Annotated in this window: 18 protein-coding genes and 1 tRNA gene; 8 read left to right on the top strand and 11 right to left on the bottom strand. The window is 64.9% G+C overall.

Annotated elements, in window-relative coordinates:
- Nucleotides 1-373: 373 nt before the first annotated feature.
- From ACR80S_RS06165 to ACR80S_RS06150, 4 genes are all read left to right on the top strand, one after another.
- Nucleotides 374-1,339: a zinc-binding metallopeptidase family protein gene (locus ACR80S_RS06165; protein WP_435402836.1), complete on the top strand. Its 966-nt coding sequence runs from the start codon at nt 374-376 to the stop codon at nt 1,337-1,339.
- Between the two features lie 73 nt (nt 1,340-1,412).
- Nucleotides 1,413-2,294 (top strand): HTH domain-containing protein, encoded by an 882-nt coding sequence (locus tag ACR80S_RS06160; RefSeq protein WP_435402835.1) that lies wholly within the window; start codon nt 1,413-1,415, stop codon nt 2,292-2,294.
- Nucleotides 2,295-2,299: 5 nt separating this feature from the next.
- Nucleotides 2,300-3,046, top strand: a complete 747-nt coding sequence (locus ACR80S_RS06155; protein WP_435402834.1) for a hypothetical protein — start codon at nt 2,300-2,302, stop codon at nt 3,044-3,046.
- Complete coding sequence (locus tag ACR80S_RS06150; RefSeq protein ID WP_435402833.1) at nt 3,036-3,896, top strand: diguanylate cyclase domain-containing protein; 861 nt, start codon at nt 3,036-3,038, stop codon at nt 3,894-3,896. Before ACR80S_RS06155 ends, ACR80S_RS06150 begins: the two co-directional genes overlap by 11 nt.
- Before the next feature lie 16 nt (nt 3,897-3,912).
- On the opposite strand, the gene ACR80S_RS06145 is transcribed toward ACR80S_RS06150, so the two are convergent.
- On the bottom strand, nt 3,913-4,389 hold the full coding sequence (locus ACR80S_RS06145; protein ID WP_435400373.1) for a nucleoside deaminase: 477 nt from the start codon (nt 4,387-4,389) through the stop codon (nt 3,913-3,915).
- Between ACR80S_RS06145 and ACR80S_RS06140 the strand changes: the two genes are divergently transcribed.
- Together ACR80S_RS06140 and ACR80S_RS06135 are read left to right on the top strand one after the other, a co-directional pair.
- Entirely contained in the window at nt 4,329-4,718 is a 390-nt protein-coding gene (locus tag ACR80S_RS06140; protein WP_435402832.1) for a DUF6980 family protein, read from the top strand. The genes ACR80S_RS06145 and ACR80S_RS06140 overlap by 61 nt on opposite strands.
- A gap of 99 nt (nt 4,719-4,817) precedes the next feature.
- A complete protein-coding gene (locus ACR80S_RS06135; RefSeq protein ID WP_435400371.1) occupies nt 4,818-5,087 on the top strand; it encodes a DksA/TraR family C4-type zinc finger protein in 270 nt (89 codons plus the stop codon).
- 252 nt (nt 5,088-5,339) lie between these two features.
- Here the strand turns inward: ACR80S_RS06135 and ACR80S_RS06130 are convergent, their stop codons facing one another.
- Entirely contained in the window at nt 5,340-5,489 is a 150-nt protein-coding gene (locus ACR80S_RS06130; protein WP_435402831.1) for a hypothetical protein, read from the bottom strand.
- Nucleotides 5,490-5,654: 165 nt separating this feature from the next.
- On the opposite strand from ACR80S_RS06130, the gene ACR80S_RS06125 reads away from it, so the two are divergent.
- A complete protein-coding gene (locus ACR80S_RS06125) occupies nt 5,655-6,014 on the top strand; it encodes a hypothetical protein (protein ID WP_435402830.1) in 360 nt (119 codons plus the stop codon).
- Between the two features lie 5 nt (nt 6,015-6,019).
- Here ACR80S_RS06125 and ACR80S_RS06120 read toward each other — a convergent pair whose 3' ends face one another.
- The 6 genes from ACR80S_RS06120 to ACR80S_RS06095 form a co-directional block, all read right to left on the bottom strand.
- Nucleotides 6,020-6,622: a hypothetical protein gene (locus ACR80S_RS06120; protein WP_435402829.1), complete on the bottom strand. Its 603-nt coding sequence runs from the start codon at nt 6,620-6,622 to the stop codon at nt 6,020-6,022.
- A gap of 244 nt (nt 6,623-6,866) precedes the next feature.
- The gene (locus ACR80S_RS06115) at nt 6,867-7,274 is read right to left on the bottom strand and encodes a hypothetical protein (protein ID WP_435402828.1); all 408 of its coding nucleotides are present in this window, start codon (nt 7,272-7,274) and stop codon (nt 6,867-6,869) included.
- A 63-nt stretch (nt 7,275-7,337) separates the two neighbouring features.
- Complete coding sequence (locus ACR80S_RS06110) at nt 7,338-7,655, bottom strand: winged helix-turn-helix domain-containing protein (protein WP_435400366.1); 318 nt, start codon at nt 7,653-7,655, stop codon at nt 7,338-7,340.
- 33 nt (nt 7,656-7,688) lie between these two features.
- Nucleotides 7,689-8,711, bottom strand: coding sequence for a hypothetical protein (locus tag ACR80S_RS06105; protein ID WP_435402827.1), 1,023 nt, complete (start codon nt 8,709-8,711; stop codon nt 7,689-7,691).
- Between the two features lie 170 nt (nt 8,712-8,881).
- On the bottom strand, nt 8,882-10,129 hold the full coding sequence (locus ACR80S_RS06100; RefSeq protein ID WP_435400402.1) for an ATP-grasp domain-containing protein: 1,248 nt from the start codon (nt 10,127-10,129) through the stop codon (nt 8,882-8,884).
- A 144-nt stretch (nt 10,130-10,273) separates the two neighbouring features.
- Nucleotides 10,274-12,262 (bottom strand): hypothetical protein, encoded by a 1,989-nt coding sequence (locus tag ACR80S_RS06095; RefSeq protein ID WP_435402826.1) that lies wholly within the window; start codon nt 12,260-12,262, stop codon nt 10,274-10,276.
- A gap of 407 nt (nt 12,263-12,669) precedes the next feature.
- Between ACR80S_RS06095 and ACR80S_RS06090 the strand changes: the two genes are divergently transcribed.
- Nucleotides 12,670-13,986 carry a ferredoxin reductase family protein gene (locus ACR80S_RS06090; protein ID WP_435402825.1) on the top strand — a complete coding sequence of 439 codons (1,317 nt, stop codon included), beginning with the start codon at nt 12,670-12,672 and terminating at the stop codon, nt 13,984-13,986.
- A 662-nt stretch (nt 13,987-14,648) separates the two neighbouring features.
- On the opposite strand, the gene ACR80S_RS06085 is transcribed toward ACR80S_RS06090, so the two are convergent.
- From ACR80S_RS06085 to bioB, 3 genes are all read right to left on the bottom strand, one after another.
- Nucleotides 14,649-14,733 (bottom strand) — tRNA-Leu (locus ACR80S_RS06085).
- Nucleotides 14,734-14,777: 44 nt separating this feature from the next.
- Complete coding sequence (gene bioD / locus ACR80S_RS06080; protein WP_435402824.1) at nt 14,778-15,134, bottom strand: ATP-dependent dethiobiotin synthetase BioD; 357 nt, start codon at nt 15,132-15,134, stop codon at nt 14,778-14,780.
- Between the two features lie 2 nt (nt 15,135-15,136).
- Complete coding sequence (gene bioB, locus ACR80S_RS06075) at nt 15,137-16,249, bottom strand: biotin synthase BioB (RefSeq protein WP_435402823.1); 1,113 nt, start codon at nt 16,247-16,249, stop codon at nt 15,137-15,139.
- Nucleotides 16,250-16,293 lie beyond the last annotated feature (44 nt).

The raw sequence follows: 16,293 nt of genomic DNA, 5'->3' as shown, positions 1-16,293 counted from the left end.
GCCATTCAGCCATTCAGCCATTCAGCCATTCAGCCACCCAGCCACGCAGCCACCCAGCAGGGTAGCAGCGTCACTTGCCGCCATATGACGACATCACCAACGACACCTTCCGCGCACGCCAGTCGAGCGGCTGCTCGCCATCGCACGCACCCTGGTGCAGGCCACGTCCTGAGGCAGACCCCCGCCGGCGATTCGGCCTCGAGGTGGGAAGGTCGGGCCGATCGGTCGGCTGGCGCGTTTCGCGTGGGAACGGTAGGAGCGATAGGTGGCTGGGCTCCCGGCGCTGCAATGCTAAGCTGGCAGGAGACGCAGCCTTCAGCCTCTATCCTTTCCCCGGGCACTGCGTCCCCGCGCTGTTAAGGAGCTAATGCCCATGCGAGTCTTCGCCAATCCGGTCGGTCCCGGGTCTCTATGGTTCGACAACCTGGCCACTGCCACGGGTACGCCGCTTGCCTATGATCCGCAGGCCAGGGCCTTCATCACCATGCCGCCGTACTGCGCCAATCGCGACGTGATCGGGTGCAACTGGATCGCCCCCGAGCAGGGGGCCTTCTGCCGCTCCTGTGCAATGACGGCGCTCGCTCCGGATCCCTCCCTTCCCTATGCCATGCCCCACTGGGCCAAGACCGAGGCCGCCAAGCGCTGGGTGATCGATAACCTGGGCCGCTGGAACTGGTTCCGGCCGGAAGATCCCGGCGCTCCCCCGGTGTTCCATATGTTGGCCGAGGGTCCGACGCCTGTTGCCATGGGGCATGCCGGTGGCGTGGTCACCATCAGTGTGGCGGAAGCGGATCCGGTGCTGCGAACCACCCGTCGTGAGGCGCTCGAAGAGCCTTACAGGACCATGATCGGCCATATGCGCCACGAGATCTCGCATATGCTCTGGTGGCGACTCAGCCTGCGAGATGACTTTCTCGAGGCCTTCCGCTCAATGTTCGGCGATGAACGTGAGGATTACGCCGAGGCCCTGCAGCGGCACTATGTCAATGGGCCGCCGGCGGGATGGCGCTCGAGCTTCGTCAGCACCTATGCCTCCGCTCATCCCCATGAGGACTGGGCCGAGACCGCCGCCCACCTCCTGCACCTCACGGATATCGCCGACAGCTTCGTTGCCGCCGGCCTCTCCTCGCCTGACCTGCCATACCCCGGGTGGGACCCCTACATGGAATCGGATGCCGACCGCTTGATCCGCGTGGCGACCCATCAGGTCATGGCGGTCAACCACATCAATCGCTCGATGGGGCTGCCGGATCTCTATCCCTTCGTGCTTTCCGACATCACGCGCCAAAAGCTCGTCTTCATGCACGACTGGCTGCGGCGAGGCGCCCAGGGCCTCTGAGCGCGTCATTATCCTTCTTCGCCGACGTCCACTGCGAGCCACTTCCTGTTGGCCATCCACTCGAGGAACCCGCATGTCCCGACCCACTCGCCTGCAGGACCTGATCCGGGTTCTGCGCCACCACCAGGACCCAATCGGCGGGCCCGACCTCGCCGCCGCCCTGGGCGTCACCCTGCGCAGCCTCTATCAGGACATCGCCGTGCTGCGCGCGGTGGGCGTCGAGGTGGTCAACGAACCCGGCCGGGGCTATGTGCTGCCGCCGGAGGTCCGGCTGCCGCCCGCGGCCCTGGCCGAGCCAACTCAGGAAACGCTGGCTGACGGCAGCGTCACCGAGCCGGCCCGCCCGGCCGACCTCGTCTTTTATACCAACCCGCTCTCCCGGGGCGGCATCGTCCACTGGATGCTCGAGGAACTCGGTGCCACCTATCGCATGGTGACGATGGAGTACGGCGCGGCCATGAAGACCCCGGAGTATCTCGCCATCAACCCGCTGGGCAAGGTGCCGGCCATCCGCCATGGCGAGACGGTGGTCACCGAGGCCGCCGCCATCTGCGTCTACCTGGCCGATGCCTTCCCGGAGGCTCGCCTGGCGCCGCCGCCCGCCGCCCGGGGTGACTACTACCGCTGGCTGTTCCTCAGCGCCGGCCCTCTGGAGAGTGCCATCGCCCTCAACGACCTGGGCGTTGCGCCCACGCCCGAGCAGACGATGCGCCTCGGCTGCGGCGACTACTGGACGCTTGTCGATACCCTGGCCGCCGCCGTGACGGGCAAGCCCTTTATTGCCGGCGACGCCTTCAGCGCGGCGGACGTCTACGTGGGCTCGCACATCGGCTGGGGCATGCAACTCGGCACCCTGCCGCGCCGCCCCGAGTTCGAGACCTACTGGACCGGGCTGCGAGAGCGGCCGGCCCACCAGCGCTGCGAGGCGTTTATCGAGCAGGTGCTGGCCCGGTAGGACCCATGGCGACGGGATGCCCACGCCGTCATTGGCCGAGCGCCTTCCTGCCCTTGGCCCTGCCGGTGCTGGCGCTGCTGCTCTGGTCATTGGCCGGCAGTGCCTGGGCCCGTTGGCTGTTCCTGCCGGCCTGGCTGCTGCTGCTGACCCAGGGGGCTGTCGCTTGGGCCTATGTGCGCCTGCTGGTGGATGCCGATGCGTTGGCCGATGGGCTAGCCGCCACCATGCATGATCGCTATGCCCCGCGTCAGGTAGTATCGGCGCCGGAAGAGGTGGAGGTGAGCCGCTTCGATCTGGACGCCGTGCTGCTGCACGCCCTGAACGATGGTCTGGACCGCTCCCGCTGGAGCGCGGCAGCCTTGGGGGGAGGTGGCATAGGGCTGTTGGCGGGCCGCGCCCTGGTGGTCGGAACGCTGACGGGCGCGGCCACCCTGGCCGCCATCGCCGGGAGCGAATACGACCTGCTCAAGGGGCAGGAGGCACGCCACCGCCCGGCCATGGAGGCGCAGTTGCAGGAGGCCCTCGTCGAGACCCGCGCTTCCCTGGCCCTGACGCTCGAGGCTTCGACCATTGACGCGGCCCGGGCTATGGAGGCGCAGCTCATTAGCGCCGTCCCGCCGGATGAAGCACCGGAGGCTTACCGCATCCTCGACAGGCCGGGAGAGAAGTCCGCAGGTTTCCTGCCGTCTTCCAATATGGTCGGACTAGACTTGGCCCACGTGAATCGGAATCTCCTGACCCATGCCCGTTGACCTGCAAGCCCTCTATCCCAAGCTGATCAACCTGATGCTGGACGCGGTCTTCGTGGTCGACGCGGACAACCAGATCGTCTTCGTGAGTGATGCCTGTGAGGCGCTGCTCGGTTACCGTGCCGATGAGCTGGCGGGCACGACGATCACCGACTACATGCACCCTGACGATTTGGCGGCCTCGCTGGCCTCCATTCGCCGGGTGATGAAGGGCCAGCCCCATGTCGATTTTCGTAACCGCTACATCCGCAAGGATGGTGGTATCGTTTACATCCTGTGGTCTGCCCGCTGGTACGAGGAGGAGGGAGTGCGGATCGGTGTCGCCCGGGACGTGACGGCCCTCAGGCAGACCGAGGAGGAATTACGTTATCTCGCCCATCATGATCCCCTGACGGGGCTGACCAACCGCTCGCTCTTCTACGATCGACTGGATTCGGCGCTGCATGCGGCCCATCGCCACCAGAGTGGCCTGGCCCTGCTGTTTCTGGATCTCAATGACTTCAAGCTCGTCAATGATGTTTATGGCCATGCGGTGGGGGATCGCGTGATCTGCTCGGTGGCACGCCGACTGGAAAGCTGCGTGCGTGAGACGGACACGGTGGCCCGGATGGGCGGTGATGAATTCACCGTCCTGTTGACGGACATCTACTCGTTGGATGCCGTGTCCAGGAAGGTGGAGCAGATCCTCGCGGTGGTGGCCGAGCCGTTGGGCCCTGAACTCGACGGTATCGCGCCGTCCTGCAGTATCGGCGTGGCCTGCTATCCCGCAGACGGGGAGGATGCCGATGCCCTGCTGAGCCATGCGGATAGCGATATGTACCGGATAAAGCGGCGCCGTTCGGCCGTCGGGTAACGAACGGGCAGGCCACTCACACGCCATGACGTCGGCGATGCAGGGCGCGAAGCCGCTCGGCGAATTCCGGCACCGGCCCCTCGACCACGGCGTTCGGCACCACCTGTCGGATCGGCAGCGGCGCCACCGGCGCCGGGTGGGCGCCGATCTCTTGAAGCCAGACGATAAGCTGCTGCGACGAACTGGCGTAGACAATCCTTCCTAGCCCCACCCAGCCGTGGGCCGCCGCGCACATGGGGCAGTGCTCACCCGAGGTATAGACGCTGGCCCGGGCCCGCTCCTCGGGGGTGAGGTACTCTGCCGCCCAGCGCGCCAGGAAGAACTCGGGGTGCCGGGTGGCATCGCCGCCGGCCACGTGGTTATGGTCCTGGGCCAGTACTTCGCCGTCGCCGCTCACCAGCACCGATCCGAAGGGCTCGTCACCCACTTCCAATGCCTGCTCCGCCAGCGCCACGCAGCGCTCCAGAAAGGCCATGTCCTTCTCGTCGATCATCGTCCGGGCTCCATCAATATCGAGTTCCCCCAGCATACGCCTACCACGCCGTTGGCCAACCGAAGCCCACTGAGCTAGGTTGGGGTGCATTACAAACGAAAAACAGCCCGACAACAGGACTGACCCAGGGAGCTGTTAAGTGTCAGCCATGGTTAAGCATCGTTGCATTGATATGGAGAGCAGTGAGTCTAGCTTGCCATAAGCATGCGGATGTGTATCCCTGCCCCGACGTTCTTGTTAGCTATATTTCTAGAATTGATGAGTTCGGAGTCATTGAACCACTACAAATTGCTTGGACAAGTCAAATGAGTTATGCCCTGGGTAAGTGATTCACGCCGGTGCTGTACTACCAAAACAAGGGTGGAACTTTGTGCTCTTTTAAACCTCCAATTGGTTGAATAGTTCTAAATTCAGTTCAGGAGTGCAATATGGCCGGTGGCTGGACCCGCGATGGCGCCGTTCAAGATCAGATCGACGTAAGCATCGATGACGCAGTACAAGAAGCTCGTAGCCGCCTACCCAGCGGTAACAGCTTCACGCATTGTGAAGAATGCGGAGCAGCCATACCCGACGCACGGCAGAAGGCGGTGCCAGGAATCCGTTCATGTGTGACGTGTCAGTCAGAGCGAGATGAAGAGCAAAAGAAGGCTGGCGGTGGGATAAATCGAAGAGGTAGTAAAGATAGTCAGTTGCGGTGACGTTGTTAGTCATAATTTTAGTCTTGAAGAATAAGGGGGACAGGTTTTATTTTCTCTGGCTTCGGGGGGCACGAGATAGAAAATATGTCTCTCCCCTATTGAATGTTGCGTCCCTTAATAAATTGCTCCAGCCGACCGCCTTCGGTTGCGGCTTATCTCAGCATTACATCAGTATATCCTAAATTTATGCTATTGGCCGATTGCTGACATTCACACATTTTTTGGCCGATAATCCTGCATTCCCGTCGCGGTCTACGAGGGATTCGGCGACGGGTGCCGTGAGGCCCGCTCGCGATCACGCCGTCGTTGGCGGGCCAGGGCATTGCCGTTGGCCAGCTGGGTCAGGAACTCGACTTCGTCGTCGCTCAACGGCTCGCGCTGGCGCCGAATGCCCTTGTTCATCCGGGCTCTCCCCTCTTTGATGTGTGTTGTCATGTCGACGCTATCCCCGACAGGTGACAGGGGTGTAACGATGCGATGACAAGGGCATGTGGAAGGCGGGGGTCGGCGTTGACGGCCATGGGTGTGCCACACTGAGACCGACCATCTTTCGACAGGGAGCGCCTGATGAGCAACGGACCCTACGGGAAAATCACCTGTGACTGTGGCGCGCTATCGCTGCTGGTGTGTGGGTCACCCCTTGCCATCGGCCGGGATGTCGGGGGTAAGCCGGTGGCCTTCTGGCCGCTGGAGGCCATCCTGATCGGCCAGGGGGCGGATGAACTCGATGTCTCGCCGGAGGGGCGGGGTGGCGAAACCTGGGCATGCCGGCGATGCGAGGACCGCTTGCTGTATGCCGATGATGAAGCGGGCGTGGCGGTACTGGCGGGGCATCCGGAGGATATCAGCGATCCTGAACCGGCGTTGACGTCATCGGTGCAACGCCGGCTCGAGTCACTGAGCTATCGGGTCGTGTCGGAGCAGTAGCCGGATCAGACATTGCGCAGGTCGCAGCTCACCGCCGGGTTGAAGGATTCCAGGTTGCCCCTGGGGTTGTCGCGAAACCAAACATGCTGGTCGTAGTGGGGCTCGAAGCCGTGGGCCTGATCGCCGGGAACGGCCGGGTCGTCGGCCATGTAGTCCCAGGTGCGGCCCAGGAAACTGGGCGGCTCGCCATGGCCGGCCTCCCGCCAGGCCTGCGCGAACACCAGGTTCTCGACGCCGACCAGCACCATGGAGCCGTCCGCCTGGGGCTCGTAGAGCAGGATGGCGGGGTCCATGAAGTCGGTATGCGTGCCGGTGCCGTTGACCCGCGGCTCGCTGCCGGTGAGGCCGAGCAGGTCGGGGCGCAGGTAGTGGATACCCATGTGTCCGAGCTCCGCCGGCAGGCCGTGTTCCCCGGCCTTCACGCATTCGCCGGTAGGATCCGGGACATAGCCCTCCGCCAGCGCCACGTTCACGTCCTCGAAGCGTTCCGCCGCGGCACGGATCACCGCGATCATGTCGGCAACGTCATCGGCCTGACTGCTGCCGGCAGGCACGCCTGCCGCGGCCAGCCCCGCCGCGATGATGCCACTCCACAGAAAGCCACGCATAAGGGTCTCCTCCAGGTCATGTCGCACCGGCTGGCAGGGAAGGGATGGCGCCAGATGGCACGACCTCGGCCCCTGCGCCGGACGGCGAGGGGCCAATGTGGATAGGGTGGGTCACCTTGACTATAGGCGGCGGGCGGGTGCCGCGTCGGTTGATAAATCCAGCGTGGCCGGTATCAGCCCGGCGGGCCAGAGCCGGATCATCGAGCTGGGTCGGAAGGGTGGCGCCGAGTCAGCCGGTGTCTTCTCAGGAGAGGCGTTTCCAGCCCTGCAGCAGGTAGCGCGTGGCGCTCTGCCAGGGCGAGGCACCGGGAGGCGCCGGTGCATTGGCCAGGGCGTCGATGGCACGCTGCAGAGCCTCGAGAATGGCGTCCAGTTGACGGTGACAGACGGTGCTGTCCAGTCCCCCGGGGCAGCGGGAGAGGAGCTGCTCGCACTCCTCCCGGGCGGTCTCCAGGGCCGCATGGGCCTCAGCGGGGTGGACCGTCTCGTCGCCACACGCCTTGAGCTCGCGGGAGAGCATGCCGAGCATCCGGGTATCGAGCCAGCAGGGCAGGCCGTCGCTCGCCTTTCCGGCCATGGACTGCTTGATGGCGCGGAAGGAGACCTGCAGGAAGACGGTGGTGTAGTACGCCTTGGGGCGCTCTTTACTCATGCGCGCTGTGATCATGGTGTGCTGATGCAAGTAATAACGATTATCAATTGTGGTGGGTTTCCCTCAGCGGGTCAACGTTGCCTCCAGAGGCGGGTAGCCAAGCGCCTGGCGCAGCAACTCGGCACGGGCCGCGACCCAGTCGGGGTCGATGGGGCCCCAGTCGCGAAGCACATAGGCGCCGATGTTGTGGCGCGCGCCTTCGCCCTTCTCGAACTCGCAGACGATGTCCAGCTCGCCCAGGGCGCCGAGGGTGTCCTGGGCGGTGCGCCGAGGCATGCCGGTGACGGCCATCACGTCGGGAATGCTGGCGATACCCCGTGAGACCAGGTGGGCCACGTAGAGGCGACGATAAAAGCTGGATTTCGTCTTGCTGAGCGTCATGGGGCTCCTCGATGCGGGCGGCTCATGTTGAGGTCACAGGCGCACACGGTCGATCTCGCGGCGGAAGTACATTTCCAGGCGCAGGTCCAGCGCCCAGCGCGGTTCTCGGTCCGACTCGCGGGGGAAGTGCAGGGCGGGCGCCACGTCCAGGAAGAGGATGCCCCGATGCAGGTCGCGCCGGTAGCGGGTCTGCAGGTAGGTGTCCTCGATGCTGGGGTTGGAGCCGCTCTCGCCCAGCATCACGGCGCTGTAGCGGATCGCCCGGCGACGATCGATGCGCCGATTGAGCTCCGCCGCCTGGCTGAACTCCAGGTGGTCGACCTCCTCGCGCCACTGGACGTTGCTGATGAAGCGCAGGTGGCGGTTCTCGTCTACGGGGCGACCGATGTCCCAGCGGGTGCGGGCGGAGTAGCCGTCCTTGTTGAACCAGGAGAGGCGGTTGTCGCTCTCCAGCTGCCAGGGCCCGTCGTTGAGGGTCCACAGGCGCTGGGAGATCACTCGGGCGTAGGGATCCAGCGGCAGCCGCACACGAACGCCGGCGCCCACCTGGGTGTTCCAGCGCTCGCTCTTGTCACGCTGGCCCAGGCGGTTGAGGCCGATGCGCAGGCTCTCCACGCCGCTGATGCGGTCGTCCACCAATTGGTTGTCCTGCTCGGCCAGGGTGCCCTGGGTCTCCTCCGGCTCGCTCTCGATGATCAGGCGCAAGCGCTCTTCGGTGGTGGGCAGGTCGAGGCGGAAGCGAGCGCCGATGTCCTGCTGGAAGGAATCGCCTTCCTTCCATCGCCAGCCCTGGCTGATCCGCAGGTAGGAGTCGTTCTCGATGGTGAGGGCATCGGTGGTGCCGAAGAAGCCGTCGATGCGTCGCGAGGTGGTCTCGACCCAACGCGATACGCTGTCGTGCAGGGGGTCGATCTGCTCGTTGGCCCAAAGGGGCAAGTCGCTGTCGTTTTCCGGCATGCTGACGGCATCGAATTCGCCGCCGTGGGGTTCCGCTGAGGTGTCGGCGTGGGCGCCCAGGGCGGCACAGGCAGCCAGTGCGATCAGTACCTTTCTCATCCGTGGGCTCCGTTGGTGTTTTACCTTGGGGTCAGTTTATCCGCGAAAGCGACCGGCGTCGCTAACGCCATGTGTCCCATGAAACGCCGTGAGCCCCATGAAAAGGGGCAGGGCATAGGCCCTGCCCCCGGTCATCTCAGCCTGGGTGCGAGTCGGTATGGAACGCGCCCCTAGACGTAGAAGTCCAGGTCCTCCTGCGCCTTGAGCAGGTCCCGCATCACGATCGGGTCGTCACCGAAGAAGAAGATCAGGCCCCAGTGCGTGCCAAACGCCGCGCGGTCCGGTACCGTCTCTTCGGTCGGCGCTACCAGCTCGTGGTACTCGAAGTAGGGGTGCTCGGTGGTTTCCTTGGGCATCTCCAGCTTGCTGACGACACGACGCCTCGGATAGACGCCAAAGCAGCCCGCATAGCCTTTCGCGTCGACCACTTCGCGGGGGAAGAAGGCTTCGACCTCCTCCTTGGTGCTCTTGGGGTCGAAGACCAGCATCGATGCCTGATAGGCACTGAACCCGTAGGCGCGTTCGATGAGTTCGAAGGCCTTGAAACCGGGTGGGCGGTAGGCGACCTCACCGAAGTACATCTCGCCATCCGCCGCCACGAAATATTCGGGATGGATCAGGCCGAACTGGATGTCGAACGTCTTGATCAACTTCTCGATCTGCTTGGTGATGGCGTTGCGCCAGCTTTCGAGCTCCCGTGTGGCAGGCACGAACACCGAATAGCCCAGGGTCACGTACTCGGAGATATTGAGAAACTTGATCTCGCCATCATGGATCCAGGCCTCGACGGCAAACTCCCAGCCGTCGAGGTGGCTTTCCATCAGCAGGGGATACTCCTCGGCCGGAATGCTGTCGATCTCCTCGATCTTGCGTATCATGCGGTGCCCGAGACAGCCGGCCTTGTCGAAGGCCTTGACGTGGATCGGGTCATCGGGGTCGCCGTCGAGCTTGAGCAGCGTCTGGTTGACGCGCTTCATGAAGCGGATGATGTCTTCCTTCTCATGGGCTTCCTCGAAGATCCCCACGCGAATGCCGCCCAGCTGGGCGCGGCGTTTCATCAGCGCCTTGTCCCTGAACAGGATGGACTGCCCGAACATGCGCGGGTTGTCCATCAGCACGGAGTTGATCGCGCCGGACCATTCAACGGTTTCCTCGAACAGCGGGATGGCCACATCAACGCCTTCCTCCTTGAGCCGCTGTGCGATCTCCATCGAGCGATCGTTCAGGCGCAGGAAGTCCCACTGCATGTAGGGGATCTTGTTGGCTTCGCAGAAATCGGCGGCCCAGTCGGGCGCCACCACCACGTAGCGGCGATCGAACTTCTGTGCGGCCTTGATGGCATTGACGCTCCAGCCCAGCAGGGCGATGTAGCCCTTGTTAGGGTCCTTGGGCGTCTCGGTTCCCTTGACCGAATCCATCGTTGGGTCGATCCAGCTCGAAACGTCCTTGGTGTCCGGGGTTTGTGTTACGGTCGACATCTATTGTTCTCCTTCTGCCTAAGGCAGGAAATTGACGCTCGATTTCGAGCGCACTTGTCGAGCTTGACTGCAAAGCGTTCTTGCCTAGCGCTCCGACGCCCAGCTATCCCGGGCCAGACTCATGGCCCGATCCACTTCAACGGTTGGTATATCGGCCGGCTCGCCCTTCTCGAGCGGGTCATAGTGAAAGACATACAGCCGGGAGGCGAACTGGGCAACTGGTAGCGAGGCCTCTCCAAAGCGCTCGCCATGGCCCTGGGTCGAGGTGACGATGTCCTGTCCCCAATCCTGCCCGCTGTCATTGTTGGGGTTGAAGAAGTACACCCGCATGACCTGGCCGGGATCGAGCGCGAGGCGCTGGATCGTGATGGCGTGCCAGCCGAGGAAGCGCGTGGCGCTATCGGTCACGGCAATACCCGCCGGTTGCGGATTGATCACCGGAATATCGCCGTTATAGAAGGGGTGATAGGCCGCATAGAAGTCACGGATGAACCCATCGAAGTCCTTCAGTTGGCCGGTAAACACATCGACCGCGATACGAAAGCCATGACCCACATGATCCCCGTGAAACTCGGCGTTGACCCACTTGTGCGGGTCCTCTCCGCGGCCGATGCTGCGGCGTCCCATCTCGAAGTAGACGCGGTCGAGGTGCGGCACGGTCAATAGCGAGACCGCATCGACCTCCACCGGCGGCTCGGTGGCCAGGCCGGCGCCCAGCTCCCGGGAAGAGAGGCTGTTGCCTTCGAAACGCATGATCACTTCATCGTCGCGGGCCGCCCAGGCGACGACGCGCAGCAACTCTGCCGGGGTATTGTAGGCCCACATGGACAGGGCGCGGGTCGACTGGCAGGTGGGGTAGTTGCCCTGGCCCACGCCCAGTGGGGAGCCGAGCACGTTGATCACGTCGGCGAGCAGGAAGCATTCCGGCGAGCGCCGGGTTCCGAAGACGGCAACGATCTTCTGCGCCGCGGCATCGCACAGCGACAGTCTCAGCTGCCGCCACAGTGAGGGTGCCACCGGAGGCGAGTACAGGATACCCCGCTCGAGCAGCATGGCCAGGCCATAGGCAGCTTGGCTGGTGTCGGGAAACAGGGCCTCATCGATCAGAGTGTGGATCAGCGCCGAGTAACAATGGAAGGCGTCTGCCCCCGTCTGGCTCAGGCCCAGGGCCGTGGGAATCAGGGCGTTCCATCGTGTTCGCAGGTAGCGGATGAACCCCGGCATGTAGGGCGAGACCAGGCCGGTGCCGTGCATGGCCTGAGCGAAGCCGATGGCTTCCTGCAGGAGGGTTGCGTCGTCCATGCTAGCGAGCCGCTCGGTATAGGCATCGAGGCCGAGATCCTCGCGGCAGACTTCGGTGGGGCCGAAGAGAGAATCGACGAGCTTGCGGGCCTCCTCTCCGGCCTCACCCATCTGAGTGTCCGGTGAGTTCAGGCAGGCGGCGATCTGGGTCACCATCTGCTTGACGCCATCGACCTGGACCGGGCGCTGCGCCAGGATTCGCCACACCTCGGCCACCAGCTGCTCCAGAAGATTCTGGTAGCCGAGGTGGTCGAGCAGGTAATGATACAGGCTCTGAACGGCGAACCCGAGCCGGTCTGGCCGCAGCCGGTCGCTCTCCTGCAGGTCGCTGACCACGATGTCGAGATTCATGGCCATCACCTGGGCGAGAAAGTGATTGGCGTGCCCTGCCGAGACCGAAGGGTGCGAAAAGTCGCCCTTGGCCACGGCCAGCAGGCGAATCTGGCTCAGGCTCTCAACCAGGGTGGCGATCGGGTCGCCATGGCGCACGGTGCGCATGGCGAGTGAGGGCACCAGGGTCTGGGGATAATCCCAGTCGCTTCCGCGGAAGAAACCGGCGGCTTCGATCGCCGGGACGCGCGCATAGAGGGCGTCGAGGCCTCTGGCATCGAACAGCAGGGGACGTGCCGCATCGATGACCTCGAAGACGGGGGAGACTTCTGCAACGGCATTCGCATCTGCCAGCCGCGCGATGGCGGCGTCGAGCTGATTCACTAGCTCGCCGGGAATGTCGTCATCATGGGGGGCGGGTTCGTGAATATTTGCACTCATCACCCCACACTCCGTTCTATCCCGCGGCATGTCAATCAGATTTGGACAGTCTTTAGAGAGACCATTCGCATGACATTACGTAGCGAAGATCGAAGGCGCCGAGGCGGCCACCAGTCGCTGGTGGCCCGGCCAGATCCGCCGTTGGGGTGAGGCGGAAGCCGCGCTGGTCATGGGCGTAGGTCGCGATGCTCTGGGGCGCCGGGCATGGGGCCCGGGGGATGGCGGGTGTTTAAGGGATGAAACCATGGGGCCCTCCGGGTCAAAGATGTCATGATGATACCTCCCCACACGCGAACCAGAGTTTCCACCCCTCCTCCTGGCGCAATGTCGCGTACCCTGTGAGTCAGCAGGAGAGGTATCGGCATCCGGTGGGTTCGCCGTCGACTGGTCGGATCAGGGAGGAGAGGATGAGCAGAGTGACCCGGCGCGCCCTGCAGTGGGGAGCCGTCTATCTCGGGCTGGCGCTGCTGCCGATGGCCGTGGTGTTGGCCCGTCCTCCGGATGAGGCACGCGGCCTGGGGGTGGAGTTCGGCGCCATGCTCGGGCTCTTGGCGCTGGCGGTGATGGCGCTGCAGGCGCTGGTCTCCGGCCGCCATCGCTGGTTCGGTGCGACTCTGGGGTTCGACAACTTGCTTCAGTTCCATCGCCGAATGGGGCTCGTCGCGCTGCTGTTGGTGGTTGCGCACCCTTCAGTGATGCTGGTTTCTCGGCCCGCCTGGCTCGACTACCTGGACCCTCGAGAAGAGACGTTGCGTGCTCTGACCCTGATGGGCCTGCTCCTCGCCACGCTTCTGCTCGTGGCCACCTCGCTTTGGCGGTTGGCCTGCGGACTCTCCTACGAGCGCTGGCGCGCCCTGCATGGCGTGCTCGCGGTGGCGGTGGTGGGCGGTGGCCTCGGTCATGCGCTGATGGTGGGTCATTACACGGCAGGAGGCGCCGGGCTGCTGCTGGCCCTGCTGATCGTCATGTCGCTGCTGCTGGTGGCGGAGACCCGCCTGCTGAGACCCTGGCGGCTGCGGCGTCGGCCCTGGCAGGTCGTCGAGACGCTGCCGGTGCGTGGCGAAGCCACCACCCTGGTACTGGCCCCGGTGGGTCGGCATCGTCTTGCGTTCGCGCCCGGGCAGTTCATCTGGATCACGCTGGGCGACACCCCCTTCCAACTCCAGCAGCACCCCTTTTCCATCGCCTCCTCGGCGGAGCGGCCCGAGCGGCTGGCGTTTACCGCCAAACAGATGGGCGATTTCACCGCGACCCTGCCCGAGGTGGCCGTCGGCACCCGGGCCTTCGTCGAGGGGCCCTTCGGTGCCTTCCTGCCGGATGCCCGCAACCCGTCCGGGGCGGTGCTGATCGCCGGGGGCATCGGGGTCACACCGATGATGAGCATCCTGCGTACCTTCGCCGACCGCAGCGAGCGCCTGCCGCTGTGGCTGATCTATGCCAACCCTACCTGGGAGGAGGCCACCTTCCGTGAGGAGCTGGAGGCCCTGGCCGAGCGCCTGCGCCTGGAGGTGATCCACGTGCTCGACGAGCCGCCGGAGGAGTGGCAGGGGGAGCGCGGGCTGGTCGATCGGGACCTGCTGGCGCGCCGCCTGCCGGCCGATGACGGCCGGCGCGACTACTTCATCTGCGGCCCCGGTCCGCTGATGGATGCCGCCGAGGGGGCGCTCATCGAACTTGGAATCGCACCAACCCGCCTGTACTCCGATCGCTTCGACATCGTGTGATCCTGTCGGAGGAGCCCTGAGCCGGCGCCACGAAACGGAACGAGAGAGCCTTGCCATGCTGCACCGCTACGCCCGCCATGTCGCCACCCTGATCGCCGTGCTGCTGATCATCGCAGCCCTGCTCGTTGCCCTGCTGCGCGGCTGAGGCGGCAGTTGCTCGGCGTCGGAACCAGGCCTTCATTACCGCTGTTATGCGACGCATGTCCTCCTCCTCGAACACGGCGAGGCTCTCCAGCGCCACCCGGCAGGCCAGCGGATTGCCCATGAGGGTAGGGTCGTGCATAAAGGCGTCGCGCTCCCTGCAGATAGTGGGGCGAGGTCATGTTGAGCCCGCCGGCCGCCTGCAGCAGGTGGCGTCGAGCAGCGTCTCGCCGCCCTCAAGAATGAAGCGCGGCCCCTCGCCGCCGACTACCCTGGGTGCCTGGCGCTGGGTCTTGAGATGGGCATAGGGGTGCCAGACGGGGGAGGGATTCCTCTGGAGAGAGGGATTCCCCTGGAGAGAGGGCGTCCTGTTGGATTTGGGGGGGCGAGACGGGTGAGCTCATGAGAGGGCTCCATTGCAGCTTCGAAACGGGAGGACGGGCACGCACAAGCGCCGAGCATCTCGGGAGAGATGACGGTAGATGCGCGTCGATAGCCGGAGAGATAACGTGAAGCAACGATGGTGCGGATGAGAGGACTTGAACCTCCACGCCCGAAGGCACCAGGACCTAAACCTGGCGTGTCTACCAATTCCACCACATCCGCACGGACAGGCAGGCGAGAACATTTTACGGACGCCTCCTCGCAAGTCAATGGACATCGGGCAGTACCAGGTGATCTGCGCCGGCACCCTCCACCAGGGTCAGTCCGCGTTCCAGAGCGAGCAGGGGGCGCAGCCAGCCGGCCAGGTCGGCGAGGCGCACCTCGGCCCCGGCGTGCCGGGCCGCCAGGTGCGGGGCGATGGCGGGGGCGAAGGCGAAGGGGTTGACCGTCGTGTAGTCCGCCACCGGCACGCTCTGGGCCTGCATGGCCAGGGCATCGGCGTTGCGCAGGCCGTCAGGCGTGGCCTCGCTGCCTGAGGCGAAAGGCTTGAGGCCCAGGGTGGTGAGGCCGGCCCGGCGACCCCGGGCCCGGGCGGCGAGTCGGAAAGGCCAGTTGGTGCCCATGTTCAGGCATCGCTGGCGTCGTAAGTCAGCTCAATGACCCGGGTGGCGGCCTGCCGCGCCGCCTGGCGAGCGAGATCGACCTCGATGCTGGCGCCGACCTGGTCGTCATCGGTGCAGGTCCGGCGTTGCTCATGCTGCAGGCCAAGCTTGGTGAACAGCGCCCGGTCGCGCTCCGCCTGGGGGTTGGCGGTGGTCAGCAATCGCTCGCCGTAGAAGATCGAGTTGGCCCCGGACAGGAAGGCCAGCGCCTGGGTGGACTCGTTCATCTGCTCACGGCCGGCGGAGAGGCGCACATGGCTCGTCGGCATCAGGATGCGCGCCACGGCGATGGCACGAATGAACTCGATGGGGTCCAGGTCCTCCACGTGCTCGAGCGGGGTGCCCGGCACCTTGACCAGCATGTTGATGGGCACCGATTCCGGGTGCGGCTCCAGGCGCACCAGCTGCTGGAGCAGGGCGGCGCGATCCCGGGGCGCCTCGCCCATGCCCAGGATCCCGCCGGAACAGACCTTCATGCCGGCCTCGCGCACATGGCCCAGGGTCGCCAGGCGATCGGCGTAGGTGCGGGTGGTGATGATCTCGCCGTAGTACGCCGGCGAGGTGTCCAGGTTGTGGTTGTAGTAGTCGAGCCCGGCCTCGGCCAGGCGCCCGGCCTGGTCGGCGTCCACCATGCCCAGGGTCATGCAGGTCTCGAGCCCCAGTGCCTTGACCCGACGCACCATCTCCAGCGCCACGGTGAGGTCCTTCTCGCGGGGGCTCTTCCAGGCCGCACCCATGCAAAAGCGGCTGGCGCCGGCCTCCCTGGCGGCGCGGGCTTGCTCCACCACCATCTCGATCTCGAGCAGCTTCTCCTTGCCGAGCCCGGTGGCGTAGTGGCCGGACTGGGGGCAGTACTTGCAATCCTCCGGGCAGGCGCCGGTCTTGATCGAGAGCAGGGTGGAGACCTGCACGGCATTGGGATCGAAGTGGGCGCGGTGCACCCGCTGGGCGTGGAACAGCAGATCGTTGAAGGGCAGGGCGAAGAGCGCCTCGATCTCGTCGAGGGTCCAGTCGTGGCGGGGCTGAGCCGTGGCGGCTAGGGTCAAGGGATCGGCGGTCGAGGTCGCGTCGGACATGGGAGGCTCGCTATGGTCAACTTCGATGTCGTGAAAAAGTTGAC

It is taken from the genome of Halomonas salsilacus (assembly GCF_051216275.1).
In the GTDB taxonomy this organism is placed as follows: Bacteria; Pseudomonadota; Gammaproteobacteria; order Pseudomonadales; family Halomonadaceae; genus Halomonas.
This window is presented reverse-complemented; position numbering and strand designations above follow the sequence as displayed.